A 15466-nucleotide genomic window follows, 5' to 3' on the forward strand; every position below is an offset into this window, starting at 1 on the left:
GCGAAAGAACTTTTTTTTCGTAAGTATGTTAAAAAAGTATTGGAGTTTTTTAAGCTGAGGATGTACGATTTGTCAATGGGCAATAGAATGGAAAATTTACATTTTACTGTAGAAAGGATGAGGCAAATGGGAAGTGGTTTTATGGCATTTCAACCGTTTAGTATTATCTTTTTTGTCGTGTTTGGACTCATTGCTTTTGTAATCATTATGGGAATTGTCAAATCGATAAGTGCAGGTCTTTCCAATCAAGCAGCCGAACAGGTCCAACGTTCTTGCAAGGTTGTGGATAAGCGAACGAGAGTGCGTGGGGGATCAGGCAATTTTTCAGCTTCGACCGATTACTATATCACCTTTGAATTTGACAGGGGGGAGCGTAAGGAGCTGGAGGTGAAGGATACGGACTTCGGAATGATTGTAATCGGGGATCGCGGGGAGGTTCATTATAAAGGTACACGTTTCCTGGAGTTTGTGAGATTAATGGGAGCGTAAAAGGGGGACAGGGTGATAGAGTATTACCAGAACCAATACATAATAGGGAGGAAGCTGACGATGCCACATATCATTGGAGCACGAATTGTATTAAGAGAGTACCGTCAGGAGGATATACCTGATATCCGAAGATGGGTTAATGACTCGGCAATCACACATGGATTAAGCGACGTATTTATCTATCCGCATTCACAGGCTAATAGTGAATCTTTTGTACAGATGATGATTGACGGCAACTCTGAGATCAAGGGCTTTGTCATTGCACATAAAGATACACTGGACTATATTGGACAACTCGATTTATTCAAAATCAACTGGGTAAATCGGCACGCCACCCTTGGTATTGTAATCGGGCGCGACGGTGATCTGGGCAAAGGATATGGGCGGGAAGCGATACGATTGATACAAAAATTTGCATTTCATTCACTGAATCTGCATCGGCTGGAGCTGGAGGTCTATGCGTTCAATGAACGTGCATATCGTTGCTATCTGGCATGTGGCTTTAAGGAGGAAGGCCGACTACGAGAAAAGCTATTCAGGGAAGGACAGTACTATGACATCATTCAGATGGGGATGTTGCGAAATGAATATGAGGCTGTAGAGCAAGCGAAGGAGCCCTGAAAGTGAGGCCACATAAGCTATTTTACTCCGTCAGCTTTCTTCAATTTTTTATGAGTGAAATCACGGGAACTACGCTCATCTTATTTCTGTTAGCTAAAGGACTTTCTCTGCAAAGTGCGAACTTCTTGCTGGTTGTATTCTTTGTAAGTATTTTTCTGTTTGAAATACCAACTGGAGCTATTGCAGACAAATATGGAAGAAAAATTTCTGTTGTTTTGGGGCTTTGTTGTTTTCTAGTCTACAGTGTATTGTTCGTTTGGACAGATCGCATGTGGCTGCTTGTGTTCGCACAAGTTTTTGGGGGGCTGTCAATATGCTTGCAATCAGGCTCGTTGGAATCCTGGGTTGTGGAAAACAGTGATAAGCCCATGGAAGTTCTTTTTACAACCTCAAACAGTATACAGTACATTTCGGGATTTATTTGTGGTCTGTTGGGGGCCTTCCTTGCAACATTTAACTATTCACTTCCCTGGGCAGCCAGCATTGTCTCTATTATCTTATGTATTATTCTATGCTGCTTTTATATGAAAGAGAAGAATATTACCCATCGAGAAACATCTGCTACTCGCATTACAACGATTATCGGGGAAAGTGTCCGTATCGGTTTTGAAAATAAGTCGATCTGGATTGTGTTTGTTATTGGTTTATTTATTAGCTTTTCGAATTCGGCGGGGAATACATTTCAACAGCCACGTCTGGTCGGTCTTTCTGAACAAGGAATTTGGATTATGGGATTGATCAAGGCGGGTTATTCACTATGTATGACTTTGGGAAGCTATTTGGTTCGAAAGCTAGGCGCACGTTATAGTGATGTACATATACTCATGTATGCTTGCGGGATGATTGGGATATGGCTCATTTTAGCCGGTGCTTTCAACACGTTTTATCCTGTACTGCTTACCTTTTTAATCTATGAAATTGGGCGAGGGATGTACCCGGTTGCCAAACAAATTTTTCTAAACAAAAGAATCTCTAATGCGTATCGTTCAACACTGCTATCTCTGGATTCTGCCATTTCCCAACTAGGTATGTGCATAGGTTTAATCGTGACAGGAGTCGTAAGCCGTAATTTTACCAATCTTGCTTCAGATCAAACACCTATTCAGATATCTTGGGTGCTGTGTGGCGGGATTGCATTGATTCCAATCTTTTTGTTGCTTTATGTCCACCGGGTGTCCAGGAAAAATAATAGCTGGAAAGAAAAAGTAACAAAACAGAATGTTTAGTGTAAAAAGGGGCTGACAGGTCTTGACTGTCAGCCCTTATATACTTTAGTAGCAATCAATCTCTACTTCTCCCCATACCATAGCTTCAGACGATTTTGAATCAGGCCAGTGAAGATTTCTTCAGCCTTTGGTACACCCGCCTGATCCAGCTCTTGGAGCATGCGGTCATACACGGCATCGAATTGATCTGGCTTGGCGAGTACAGCCTCAGGAATCCGTTTGCGTACAATGTCCTGCGACTTCTGATAAATAACATTGTAATTTGTATTGGTCGGAACAGGCATGTTGTAGGCAGCACCCCACTCTTTTACCGGAAAATCCTTTTCGTTCGGGAACAGGTCTTTCCATGTCCGAGCTTTATATGCCTGAAGGGATTCTTTTTCCGCTTGGCTATAATTTTCGGTAATCATCTCCGGATAATTGGTTGTGTAATAGTTGCCAGTAGGGTCCTTCACGCTATCGCCGTAATGTGGTCCCCATATCCAATACAAACCGATACCTGATTCTCTGCTAAAAGAAGCGTTATCTTTGTTTTTGCGTTCTTGCACAGCTGCAGGAATGACTCGTTTGCCGTTCTCTACATTGTAATGCTGGCCTTCGATTCCCCAATTACGTAAAATTTGCCCTTCATCGGAGGCCAGGAAGTCCAGAAACTTGATCGCTCGCACCGGATTTTTGCATGAAGTTGTAATGCCAATCCCAGACGCAGTATCGAAACCAATGGGCTGGAGGGAATGATCCTCGTATTGCTCATTTAAAGTGACCGGAAAGTGGGAATAGGTGTATTCATCCTTACCTGCTGCCTTGAGCGCATTTTCGGCATCCTGGTAGTTCCATTCCTGATCAATCAGTCCGATGACACGACCTGCGGCGATTTTGGATTTGTATTGATCACTTTTTTGTACAAAAGTATCCCTATCCAACAGACCTTCATTGTACATATGGTTTAACCAACGAAAATACTCTCGCTCCTCCGGGCGTTTGTAGTGAAGAATGGCTTTGTGTGTTTTAGGATCAATATAATATTCTCCATCGTCTGGTCCACCTGTAGCTGTAACTGCCGGGTTTGTCACAGTAATCTGCATTTTCCAGTCCTCGGCATCGAGTGATAAGGGGATGGTAGGCTGGCCATTGGTAGTAGGGTATTTGGCAACATAATCTTTAAGTGCTTTTTCAAAATCTTGAACGGTGCGAATTTTGGGGTATCCGAGTTTCTTAAGGGCTTGATGCTGGATTTCGAAGCCTGCTTGTGCATCAAACGCGATGTGATCTACGCCCAAATTGGTTGGGATGGTGTAAATGGCGGGATCTTCACTACTGTATTTAATACGATTAAAATAATCTCCATACACTTTCTTAATGTTAGGACCGTATTTATCAATCAGGTCGGTTAAGTCAATGAGTGCTCCGGCATCGACCAGCTTTCCAATGTCTCCTTTGGGGTACACGAGATCAGGGTACTCTCCGCTAGCAGCCATTAAGGCAAACTTTTCCTCACCTCGACCGTTAACAGCATGTTCGGCATTTAGTGTAACACCCGTTTTCTTGATAATTTCCTGCCCGACAGCGTCCTTCATGTTATTCCAGTTGGAGCTTGAGTCACCGCCAAAGAACGTTAATGTAATGGGACTGGTGTCATCGGGGTCTTCCTTTTCTGCCGTACTGCCTTTGCTATTCGCGCAGCCCGTTGTAACGAGCAGCAGCAAAGCCAGAAGCAGGATGGAGCATTGTTGTACCGACCTGTTCGTGAACATCTGCAAATCCCCCTTAATAAGTATGATTTACACAATGTAAGTGCTTTCATTAGTAAATTGTAGGAAATAAAGAACCTTACGTCAAGTTATTTATGTTTATTTGTTATGTGTTTTGTTTTTTATTAAGCAAACATATTTAATGAAAGGTGTGGATTTGTGCAAATCCATCGTTTGATGATCTAAAACAAAGTATGCTACGATGGTACCAGTTTATAGGCATACCTGTATATTTAGAAGACTAAGGTAGAAAAAGATTTCGAATAGGGTTGGGTGAGGAGATGCGTGGAAAAGTAACATTGCAGGAAATTGCGGATGCGGCGGGTGTTTCAAAGTTCGCTGTTTCACGTGCACTGTCAGGCAAACCCGGTGTAAGTGAAGAGACGAGGGCGCTGCTGGTTAAGCTTGCTGCCCAGATGGGTTATTTTCGCAGTCATCCCAAAATGACCGGGGTAGAGCCTCGGGACACAGATGCCAGAGAATGGTCGGGTACCGTGCTGGTGTTATTTCCGAATATTCGACACCAGAATCGGGAGTCCAGGTACTGGGGACCTGTATTTGAAGGGATTTCCGAGCGTCTGAACCGCAAGGGATTGGATATGATCACGTTAACGGAGCCTTCAACTGATGATATGTTTTCTTTGCTGAACCCGGAGGCCATTAAAGGGATTATCACAGTAGGAACAATTTCAACTACGTTGTTGCTGAACATTTATCGAATGGGTATTCCAGTCGTCATGGTGGATCATTGGGACTCTGCATTTTTAAGTGATGCGGTGTTTACGGATAATCGCACATGCATGAATGAATTAATGAAGGATTTGCTGTGTAGGGGTTATGCCCACTTTCAGTTTGTGGGTCATATTGACGACGCTCACAGTTTCTATGAACGTTGGGAAGCTTTTCGGTCCGCACTGGAAATGAGCGGAGTAGAATTACGGCAGAACAAAGCCCTTATTTATGGGGGAGCGCAGGCACTTGCCGAGGAAATGGACAAGTTGCCCGAGGATGAGCTGCCAGAGGTTTTTGTTTGCGCTAATGACGTGACTGCTTCGCAAGTCGTGGAAGTGCTGAAAGGAAAGGGGATTGACGTTCCGAGGCGGTGCGGGGTGACCGGGTTTGACGATACGAATGATCAAATGCCGATCTATGCCACGGTGAGAGTGGATAAGGAACTGTTGGGGATGCGAGCGGTGGACCAGTTATTATGGCGCATCATGAATCCAAGCTCGCCTGTGGAAAAAAAACTGCTGCACGCTGATCTACTCATACGGGAAGTTCACGCGCCACGAATCAGCCGGGAAAATGATGATCGTGATCGTTCCTTTAGCACAATTAAATATAGTTGATGTCCGGATATGTGGGATGAATTCGATCCACAGTGAAGACGAGGGAAGTCGCTTTTAGCCTGTTTAGGGGTAGAGGGCGACTTTTATTTTGTGTTTTACCGGTTGTTCCAAAAAAACAATTGACTAACTTGTTAGCTTAATGTTATTTTTGTTATGTTAATGAGTGATCCAGATGTTCCCAATCATCCTTATAGGGAGGCTTGCGACGATGATTAATGTAATAGGATTGGATGGCTGGAGGTTTAGGGAAGCCCAAACTGATGAGTGGCTCAGTGCGAAAGTGCCGGGTTGTGTGCATACCGATCTTTTGCAACATGGTAAAATTCCTGACCCTTTTATCGGTATGAACGAGATAGAGGTACAGTGGGTTGATAAGCAGGATTGGATATACGAAGCCTATTTTGAGATAGATGCAAATCAGCTTCAATGTCAATGTGTAGAGCTGGTGTTGGAAGGCCTGGACACATACGCAGATGTAAGAGTAAATGGTCAAGCTGTCTTATCGGCCAATAATATGTTTCGGGTATGGAGACAGGATGTGAAGGCATTTGTTCAGCAAGGGAAAAATCGGCTTGAAATCCATTTTCGCTCTCCAATTACGGAAGATGTGCCTAAGCTGGAAAGGTTGGGCTATGGACTTCCCGCACCGAATGATCAGTCCGAGATAGGTGGCTTGTCCGATAAAAAAGTAAGCGTTTTCGCTCGTAAGGCTCCCTATCACTATGGTTGGGATTGGGGACCAAGACTGGTGACGAGCGGAATCTGGAGAGAGGTTCGGATTGAAGCTTGGTCTGGACTGATCGTGAGAGACTTATTTATTCGACAGGACGAAGTGAGTACGGAGAGGGCTGAACTCACGGCAGTGGTAGAAATTGAAAATGCAGATGAGATTAGAGATGCCGAGTTGTGTATTTCTGTTGACGGCGGGGTATGGTCCAAACCGGTTCGCCTGCGGAAGGGAAAGCAAACAGTGGAGCTGGGGCTGGTGATAAAGGAGCCGAAGCTGTGGTGGTGTCGTGGACTGGGAGAGCCGCTTCAGTATACGTTTGTAGCCGAATTGAAGGAGCAAGCACAGGAAGCGGTGATTGCGGAAAAATCAGTGAAAACGGGACTGCGATCGATCCGTCTTATACGTGAGCGGGATACGGCAGGCGAAAGCTTCTATTTTGAACTGAATGGAATCCCCGTGTTTGCTAAAGGAGCCAACCATATTCCGAATGACAGCTTTGCTGCCGAAGTTACGTTGGAACGATATCGGCATGAAATTGCCAGTGCAGCCGCCTCCAATATGAATATGTTGCGGGTGTGGGGTGGCGGTATTTATGAACAAGACGTATTTTATGACTTGTGTGATGAATACGGCTTGCTCGTGTGGCAAGATTTTATGTTCGCATGCAGCATGTACCCGGGGGATCAGGCTTTTTTGGACAATGTGACGCAGGAAGCCGAAGATAACATCAAGCGATTGCGCCATCATCCTTGCATTGCGTTATGGTGCGGCAATAATGAGATTGATTCTGCGTGGGCCCATTATGAAGAAAATGCGGGCTGGGGCTGGAAAAAGGCCTACACGCCTGAGCAACGGGAACGCCTATGGGATGATTATGAGACGCTCTTTCACCGGATTTTACCGGAGGCGGTAAATACCTGGGCTCCGCAGACGGCATATTGGCCCTCCTCACCGCTAATTGACCTGACCGGAGATCGAAACCAGCATGCTCATCCGTCCTCAACAGCAGGAGACATTCATTATTGGGGAGTATGGCATGCGTCTGAGCCGTTTGAGAATTATCACATACATGTGGGCCGTTTTATGAGTGAGTATGGTTTTCAGTCCTTTCCTGAATACAAGTCTGTTCGCACGTATGCGGAAGAGAAGGATTTGGAACTGGAATCTGCGGTGATGCTGGCACATCAAAAAAACGGTTCAGGCAATCGGTTGATTCAAGAATACATGGGACGGTACATGCGGCAGCCCAAGGATTTTACATGTTTTCTTCTCATGAGCCAAGTTTTACAGGCAGAGGCGATGAAAATGGCTATAGAGGCCCATCGTCGTCACAAGCCCTATTGCATGGGGACATTATACTGGCAGATGAATGACTGCTGGCCCGTTGCCTCTTGGTCGAGTATGGACTATTTTGGTCGTTGGAAGGCGCTTCAATATACAGCTAAACGCAGCTTTGCCGATGTGCTCTTGAGTGCAGTAGATACGGAACAGGGGAGTAAAGAACTGCATCTGGTTAACGATACGCTAGAGCCGATAGCAGGTACGCTGCGGCTGACGCTTTTGCATATCCGTGGCAGTCAGGCTATTCGTGATGAGAACGTTAAGGTAGAACAGCCGGCGGGCGGCGCAGGGATCGTACATATACTGCCTACCGACCAATGGCTGAATGGCCTGGATCGTACGGAGCATATGCTAGTCGCACGTCTGATACAAAACGGTGAACAGGTGGCCTCCAGCGAAATTTATTTTGCAGGCACGAAAGAGATGGATTTACCTCTGGTGAAAATTGAAGTGACAGAGATACAGGGAAGTGGGGGCAGTAGATTCATGCTCTGTTCGGATACACTTGCTAGACATGTGTGGTTGACCGCAGAACAGGAGGGGATTTTCAGTGACAACCACCTGGATCTGGCTCCCGGTATTCCCAAAACGGTGGAATTTCTGACCTTGCGTAACGGTGCCTCCGCATTTGAGGCAGCTGCGCCAGGTGCATTGACGGTACAATCATTGGTCAATTGGATACAAGGGTAGAGGACGGTAAAAGGTTATCCGCCTTGAATATAGTAAGCATCTGTCTCCCGGGGACATGAGGTCAACTTCGGGAGAACAGATGTTTTTTTATCTTCATTTTATGCAGAGTGGAGCGCTTCCATTGAGCTTGAAGCCATTGTGGTGTACACTGTCCAGAACAGGTGTAAAATGGAACGTCAGGAAGGATGGAAGGTTACAAGGAGGGAAAGTAACATATGTATGACCGTTTAAGATCGTTAAATTATCCAGTCAAACTTTATATTTTTATCGCACTGGCCTTATGCTCCGTAATCAGTACATTGTGGATCATTAACGTGCGATTGCCCTCAGGGGGCCGCCCTTACTTTTTTATTTGGTGGAATATGATGCTGGCCTGGATTCCTATGCTGCTGACGCTTTTGCTAGATGTCATTCATTGCTCGTGGAGACGGGGAACGAGGACATTTATGCTCTGGATCATAGGGGCTGGCTGGCTTTTCTTTTATCCCAATATACCCTATTTGATTACAGATTTGCTGCATGTATTCGCCAGATATCCATTTCTCGGGGAGCAGCGTTTTTGGGGCAATCCGTACTTTTGGAATCATGTATTAGGGATGCTGCTGGTAGCTGTGCTTGGCCTCACCATGGGGGTTGTATCGCTTGAATCCGTACGACAGTTGGTGCAGCGTGCTCGAGGCGGGCTTGTCAGCTGGTTGTTTATGCTGGCGGTACTCCTGCTAAGTAGCCTGGGGATTTATATTGGTCGTTTCTTTCGAGGAAACACATGGGATATTGTGTCTGCGCCGTCCCAGTTGTACACACAAATATCTTCCATATGGGCAGACTCTTTGCAACGCACGCATTTTGTGGAGTTTAGCGGGATGATATTCGTGATTATGCTCGTTAGCTATGTATCCATGATGTGCGTGGTCTGGATGGGGAACAGCCGCCGGGACGAATGGCATCGCTGGTGATTACGATGGGGCTGAGTGGCTAATTATCATCATAAGATAAAATGTAAAGGCAAAGGAGGAATAGCTACAATGAACGGACAGAATCGATCTGATATCCGCGCTGGTCTTCAGGTGGATATTGTGCTTAAAAAGGATCAGCCCACGGGTAAGCTGACGCGAGGAACGGTGAAGGATATTTTGACCAATTCCCCGCGTCATCCGCATGGAATCAAAGTACGTTTGGCAGACGGGCAGGTTGGACGTGTCAAACATATTGTAATGAAAGAAGGATAGAGCTGTAGGCTTAGGAGGGATGATGTATGAATCAGGCAACGGCATGGTCTAAAAATGATCGTTACCCGCTTGTTTTACTTGTACTGCTGGTGCTTGCTCTCATTTGGTCCTTGGTTCGTCCGGCGGATTATTTTACATGGGTACTGGAAGTTCTCCCAGCCGTTTTGGGAGCTGTACTGCTGGCGGCTATTTACCGTCGATTTCGTTTTACCAATCTGGTATACACCCTCATCTGGCTACATGCATTGATCCTGATTGTCGGCGGGCACTATACCTATGCTGAAATGCCGCTATTCAACTGGATTCGGGATACGTTTGGGCTGGAGCGCAATTATTATGATCGACTTGGGCATTTTGCGCAAGGTTTTGTGCCTGCACTCATTGTCAGGGAAGTGCTGCTACGTAAGACGGCTTTGGGAAGCGGGAGCTGGCTCACTTTTCTAACGGTTAGTGTATGTCTTGCGATCAGTGCTGTGTACGAACTGATTGAGTTTGCCGTTGCCAAGGCAACCGGTACAGCGGCAGAGGCCTTTTTGGGAACACAGGGAGATATATGGGATACTCAATGGGATATGCTTCTTGCGTTCATCGGTGCCCTGACAGCGGTGATTTTGTTAAGCGGGGTACATAACAAGCTGCTCAAGCAGCTAAAGGTGTAGCAGGGTTTCTTGAAAGTCCAATATTTTTGAGGGTTATATTCGCGTCACAGGGTAACTGTCGAGATGTAGGGTCGCTGCATCCATGTAGCTGTCCAGCAGCCGCTCAAAAATACGGTCCCATGTCTGCTCCAGACTGTATGCTCTACCGGTTCTGGACAGAAAGTCGCGAAGTGGGGCATCCTCGTACAACAGGAGTACAGCTTTGGCAAAGGCAGCCGCGTCCCCAGCTGGACACAGTAGCCCTGTTTCCCCATCGATTATATTGTCTTTGACCCCGCCTTCATTCGCGCCAATCACGGGTGTGCCACTGGCCATAGCCTCCAACACGACATTACCGAAGGTTTCTGTAGTGGAGGGAAAGAGGAATACATCGGCTGCAGCGTAGAGTTCAGCTAATTCCGCTCCTTTTACAAAACCAAGCCAGTGAACTGTGTGCTCTGGCACCCCGATATCTGCTGCAGTTTTGTACTTAAACAATGGGCCATCTCCTGCAATGACCAGTACTGAGGCTGCGCGGACGTCGTCGGGTAACTGGAGATAGGAATCCAGTAACGTGTCTATCCCCTTTTCCGGTGCAAGTCTGCCCACATATAAAATCACAAATGCGTCTGCATGAACGCCCCATTTTTCCCATATCGCTTCGCGATTCACTGTGGGCTGGAAGCGGTCGGTATCAATTCCTCTACCCCAGATTTCGAGCTGTCCCATTCCTTTATTGCGTAACAATTCCATGGTTGACCGAGAGGGGACATATACCCTTTCACAATGTCTGTGAAACCAGAGCATGTATTTCCATAATGCAGGTTCAAGCCAGCGAAGCTTGTAGTATTCGAGGTATTTATCAAAGTGGGTGTGATAGGAGGCGACGAGTGGAATATGGTGTTTGGCAGCGTAGCTTGTTCCATACAAGCCAAGGTTAAACGGAGTAGCGACATGAATTAGATGCGGGGAAAAGGCTGACAGGCGCTCGTTGATTTGTTTGGCGTTAGGGATGGCAAGTCTGCATTCCCGGTACAATAAAAAGGGAATACTTCGGAATCGCTCCACGCCCGGCCCCGAGGACAGATGATGATCTGCCTCCGGTGCGAAGACAAGCGTAGATACCCCATGTGTCTCCAAATAGCCAATCCATCGTTCCAGTGTCAGAGCAGCGCCATTGACATCAGGCGTATACGTGTCTGTAAATAATGCGACTCGAAGCATGCCTTCATTCCTCCTCCGCCATTCTCATTTATCCTATGATGTTCCAGGGGAGTCCGCTTGGAGGCTCCGGCTTTTATTGTGTCATGATTTTGTTTACGGGCTTGCTGGGTTTTGTAAAAGTTGGCCTGCGGACAGGCGCTCTTCTCAGATTTTACTAATCCATAGCACGATAAGTTCCTCTTGTGAGGTTGATGCATATAGGTTAATTCTGTTGATATGTATCCTAGTAGGAGCTGTACATTTCATAAATATTCCTGATCTCCGATGGTTTTGGGTAATAATAAAACATGGACTTTGTCTTGAAATTTCATTATAGTAATTCGGTATGAATAAATTTGAAGGGTAAGCAGGAGGGATGGCTGTGGCTTTTGGAGCACGGGTGTTAAAAACGGGAATCGCAGTGACGCTCGCCCTTTTTCTGAGCACGCTTTTGAACACCCATTCGCCTGTGGGGGCAGCGATAGCCGCTATTTTTGCCATGCAACCGTCGATATATAGGTCGTGGCGTTATTTTCTGGATCAACTCCAAACAAGCACATTAGGTGCAATCATGGCGTTGCTGGGCGGAATGGTATTTTCGAATGAGCCGATTGCGGTCGGACTGGTATGTGTATTGGTACTTATGATATGTCTGAAAATAAACATGGCTGATACGGTTGGATTGACACTTGTGACCGTTGTTTCTGTCATGGAAGCTTCAGGGGACTGGAAATTTGCGGTAACCCGCTTTGCGCTGACTCTGATCGGGATTGTGTCTGCTTTTGTCATCAACATTACCGTTTTTCCTCCCAAACCGAAAAGGCAGTTTATCAATCAGATTCAAAATGTATTTAACAGCATGTCCTTGCTGCTGCGAACTGCCATTTCCGATGAGATTAAGGAGTCTGTCTTTAGAGAGGAAAAAGGAAATTTGGAGGGAGCTATTAAATCACTCTCGGATAAATATCATTTGTTCGAAGAGGAGCAGAAAAAGCTCAAGCGCACCAAGTTCAGTCAGACGAGACAAATGGTCGTATACAAACAAATGCTCGAAAGTTTGCACAAAGGTTACGAGGTCTTGGATGCGGTGGAAAGGCACTACTTCCAATCTTTACGTCCAGAGGGAACAGATGCGTTTTTTGACGACCATCTGGAGCGGCTGATTCGTTTCCACGAGCACGCTCTGCTGAAATTCGAAAATAAACTGAAACCAAATGAGGATGAAAGTGAATTGTTCCAGCAGGCTAACGGTGATTTTATGAAGCATGCAATTACACGTTTTGACCATTGTCAGGAGGGAATGCTACGACTTTCCATCGTAGCTGCGACGATGTACGACTATGGTCATCAACTGGAGCGATTGAGCAGACTGGCCGACCATATTCATCCTGTGGAAGAGAGCCGATAGGCGATTTCGGAAAAAAGAAAAGGCGACCGTATTCATCAATCAGATGGACGGTCGCTTTTTTATGTAATGAATTTAATAAAGTAGGAACAGGCTAATGGAAGGTTGCCAGAAAGCACAAAAAAAGCCCACTGGTTGCGAACAGGGACTGAACTTGCTACAATAGAGGATGCTATGTTTTACATAGTAAAACCGTATTGCATAAGTTGTTAACACACTACTTGTTACATTATAGCATGCTTCAAAGGAATAGTCAATTTTCCCGGATCAGGGGGATGCGATGAGTATGCCCGGGTCCATAATAGAGCATAGTTTGTACGCAAGGGAGCCCTGCGCGGAGCAGGAGGAAACGGAACAGGAGCGATGTCAGTGACTACTGAGCAGCAATGGAATGAGGAACAACGAAGAGTAGAAGATGTGACCGCAGTCATTAGCGGGCGTATTCGGAAGCTGGAGACAGAGGTTGGTTCTGTGCGAGGCGATGTCGTCGATATGCGTAAAGACTTCTGGGATGAGGTAACGATCAATTTCAGTGAGGCGGATGATGTGGGAGAGACGTCCACCAGTTTGCGTCAGCAGTCTGAGATTTTGTCTGAGCGGGAACGAAGACACAAGCATTCCACTGAGGCGTTAGGTCGTTTGAAAAAGTTGCTTGACTCACCTTATTTTGCACGTATTGATTTTGCTGAGGAAGGGCAGACTGCGGAGCGTATTTATCTGGGGATTGCCTCCCTGCTGGATAACCAGGATGAGGAATTTCTGATCTACGACTGGCGCGCGCCTATTTCGAATCTTTATTACGATAACATGCCAGGTCCCGCTTCTTATAAGACCCCAGCAGGGGAGATGGAAGGAGAACTGACGCTCAAACGCCAATTCTCGATCCGTGACGGACAGATCCGCTTTATGTTCGATACCGGTGTCACCATTGGAGACGAACTCCTTCAAGCCGTATTAAGCCGGAGCTCGGATGCTCAAATGAAAAGCATTGTCGCCACCATTCAAAAGGAGCAGAATCGCATCATTCGTGATGATCGAAGCCGGATGCTGATAGTTCAGGGAGCGGCAGGAAGCGGTAAAACCTCCGCTGCGCTTCAGAGAGTAGCATATTTGCTATACAAGTATCGGGATCACTTGCGAGCAGATCAGGTCGTGTTATTCTCGCCAAACCCCATGTTCAACAGTTATGTTTCGACAGTATTGCCTGAATTGGGTGAGGAAAATATGCTTCAGGCCACATTTCAGGAATATTTGGAACGGCGTTTGGGCCGGGAGTTTCAGCTAGAAGATCCTTTTGAGCAGCTGGAATATGTGCTATCAGCGTCATCACAGCCTGGGTATGAGGCTAGGATGGAAGGTATCCGCTTTAAGTCATCCAAGACGTTCTTACATGTGATTACAGGCTACAAAGCGCACCTGGAACAAAAGGGAATGCGTTTTAAACCGGTTCGTTTTCAGGGACGTGAGGTGATTTCAGTAGAGCAATTGGCAAGCAAGTTTTATGGATTTGACTCGGCTGTGCGGCTGGCGAACAGATTGGAGCTGCTGCGTGATTGGATGCTCAAAGAACTGGCTCGCTTTGGTAAGGAAGAATGCTCCGCTCCTTGGGTGGACCAGCAGATGGATCTGATGGAGCCGGAGGATTATCAGCGTGCATATAACCGCATGCGTCGGAAATCCAAGAATAAAGGCGATACCTTCGACGACTTTACGCGTGAAAGAGAAATATTGGCGCGTATGGTGGTCAGTGATCGCTTAAAGCCCCTGCGCAAGTGGATTAAGGCACTTCGCTTCGTGGATACAACCCGTCTATACAGCGAACTGTTTATGAACGAGGCGTTATTAAGCGAACTGTCGAATCATGCAGAGCTGCCCGTCAACTGGAGTGAAATTAGTCGGCAAACTCTGAAACGCATTCAGGCTGGAGAACTAGCGTATGAGGATGTGACGCCCTTTTTATATTTGCGTGAGCTGATGCTGGGCTTCCGCTCCAATAGCAACATCCGTCATGTGTTTATTGATGAGGCACAGGACTATTCACCATTCCAGCTGGCGTTCTTCAAACGATTATTTCCACAGGCTAAAATGACAGCACTGGGCGATTTTAATCAGGCTATCTATGCCCATGCTTCGGTGCTTCAGGATGCAGAACCATTGTATGACCTGTATGGAGCAGAACAGACCGAGATGATTTCCCTGACACGCAGCTATCGTTCCACACAGGAGATTGTAGAGTTTACCCGGGGGATGGTAGCAGGAGGGGAGCATATTGTTCCGTTTAACCGTAAGGGTGAGAAGCCTCTGGTAACCGAGGTGAACTCGCGTGAAAAGCTGCATCAACTGATAACTGAGAATGTTACAAAATTGCTGGCAGAAGGCTATGAATCCATCGCGGTGATCTGTAAAAATGCTGATGAAAGCGCGGCAGCCTACGCAGCACTAGAAGGACAACTGCCAGTAAAGCCAAAATTAATTAAGAAAACAACTCCCGCTTTTGAAAAGGGGATTCATATTATTCCGGCCTATCTGGCGAAAGGCGTGGAGTTTGATGCGGTTCTCATTTATGACGGATCGGCCCAAGAATACCAGCGTGAGAGTGAGCGTAAATTGTTCTACACGGCCTGTACGCGAGCGATGCATTTGCTGCATATCTATAGCATAGGGGAGATTACGCCATTCGTGAGTTCGCAGGAATCGGAGACGTATATCCGTAAAGTGAAATAAAGTGACCAGGTTCTTTAGGGGCGCTGGCAATATTGAGCGTATTCCAGTAACATAAGCAAATAAGCCAAAC

The 15466-nt window shown here is 46.3% G+C and carries 12 protein-coding genes; 10 read left to right on the forward strand and 2 right to left on the reverse strand.

From position 1 onward, the window contains the following. Window positions 1–126: 126 nt before the first annotated feature. From HFD99_RS12490 to HFD99_RS12500, 3 genes are read left to right on the forward strand one after another with little or no spacing between them, the layout of a single operon-like run. Entirely contained in the window at window positions 127–489 is a 363-nt protein-coding gene (locus tag HFD99_RS12490; protein WP_025364603.1) for a DUF2500 domain-containing protein, read from the forward strand. 60 nt (window positions 490–549) lie between these two features. Continuing rightward, entirely contained in the window at window positions 550–1110 is a 561-nt protein-coding gene (locus HFD99_RS12495; RefSeq protein WP_016819183.1) for a GNAT family N-acetyltransferase, read from the forward strand. Between the two features lie 2 nt (window positions 1111–1112). Then, window positions 1113–2336, forward strand: coding sequence for an MFS transporter (locus HFD99_RS12500; protein WP_016819184.1), 1224 nt, complete (start codon window positions 1113–1115; stop codon window positions 2334–2336). 62 nt (window positions 2337–2398) lie between these two features. Here the strand turns inward: HFD99_RS12500 and HFD99_RS12505 are convergent, their stop codons facing one another. Beyond that, window positions 2399–4090, reverse strand: coding sequence for an ABC transporter substrate-binding protein (locus HFD99_RS12505; protein ID WP_016819185.1), 1692 nt, complete (start codon window positions 4088–4090; stop codon window positions 2399–2401). 278 nt (window positions 4091–4368) lie between these two features. On the opposite strand from HFD99_RS12505, the gene HFD99_RS12510 reads away from it, so the two are divergent. The 5 genes from HFD99_RS12510 to HFD99_RS12530 all read left to right on the forward strand — a co-directional run bounded on the left by HFD99_RS12510 (window position 4369) and on the right by HFD99_RS12530 (window position 10085). Beyond that, window positions 4369–5436 (forward strand): LacI family DNA-binding transcriptional regulator, encoded by a 1068-nt coding sequence (locus HFD99_RS12510; RefSeq protein ID WP_016819186.1) that lies wholly within the window; start codon window positions 4369–4371, stop codon window positions 5434–5436. Between the two features lie 208 nt (window positions 5437–5644). Further along, window positions 5645–8197, forward strand: coding sequence for a beta-mannosidase (locus tag HFD99_RS12515; RefSeq protein ID WP_016819187.1), 2553 nt, complete (start codon window positions 5645–5647; stop codon window positions 8195–8197). A 215-nt stretch (window positions 8198–8412) separates the two neighbouring features. Then, window positions 8413–9153, forward strand: coding sequence for a DUF1361 domain-containing protein (locus HFD99_RS12520; RefSeq protein ID WP_016819188.1), 741 nt, complete (start codon window positions 8413–8415; stop codon window positions 9151–9153). Between the two features lie 69 nt (window positions 9154–9222). Next, window positions 9223–9426: a YwbE family protein gene (locus HFD99_RS12525; protein ID WP_016819189.1), complete on the forward strand. Its 204-nt coding sequence runs from the start codon at window positions 9223–9225 to the stop codon at window positions 9424–9426. 26 nt (window positions 9427–9452) lie between these two features. Continuing rightward, window positions 9453–10085 carry a DUF2238 domain-containing protein gene (locus HFD99_RS12530; RefSeq protein WP_016819190.1) on the forward strand — a complete coding sequence of 211 codons (633 nt, stop codon included), beginning with the start codon at window positions 9453–9455 and terminating at the stop codon, window positions 10083–10085. A 33-nt stretch (window positions 10086–10118) separates the two neighbouring features. On the opposite strand, the gene HFD99_RS12535 is transcribed toward HFD99_RS12530, so the two are convergent. Then, complete coding sequence (locus tag HFD99_RS12535; RefSeq protein WP_016819191.1) at window positions 10119–11288, reverse strand: glycosyltransferase family 4 protein; 1170 nt, start codon at window positions 11286–11288, stop codon at window positions 10119–10121. Window positions 11289–11643: 355 nt separating this feature from the next. Between HFD99_RS12535 and HFD99_RS12540 the strand changes: the two genes are divergently transcribed. Beyond that, window positions 11644–12675, forward strand: a complete 1032-nt coding sequence (locus HFD99_RS12540) for an FUSC family protein (protein WP_031463284.1) — start codon at window positions 11644–11646, stop codon at window positions 12673–12675. Between the two features lie 360 nt (window positions 12676–13035). Then, complete coding sequence (helD, locus tag HFD99_RS12545) at window positions 13036–15396, forward strand: RNA polymerase recycling motor HelD (protein WP_016819193.1); 2361 nt, start codon at window positions 13036–13038, stop codon at window positions 15394–15396. Window positions 15397–15466: the final 70 nt, after the last annotated feature.

This window comes from Paenibacillus sp. EKM301P (genome assembly GCF_011800295.1).
Classification (GTDB): Bacteria; Bacillota; Bacilli; order Paenibacillales; family Paenibacillaceae; genus Paenibacillus; species Paenibacillus polymyxa.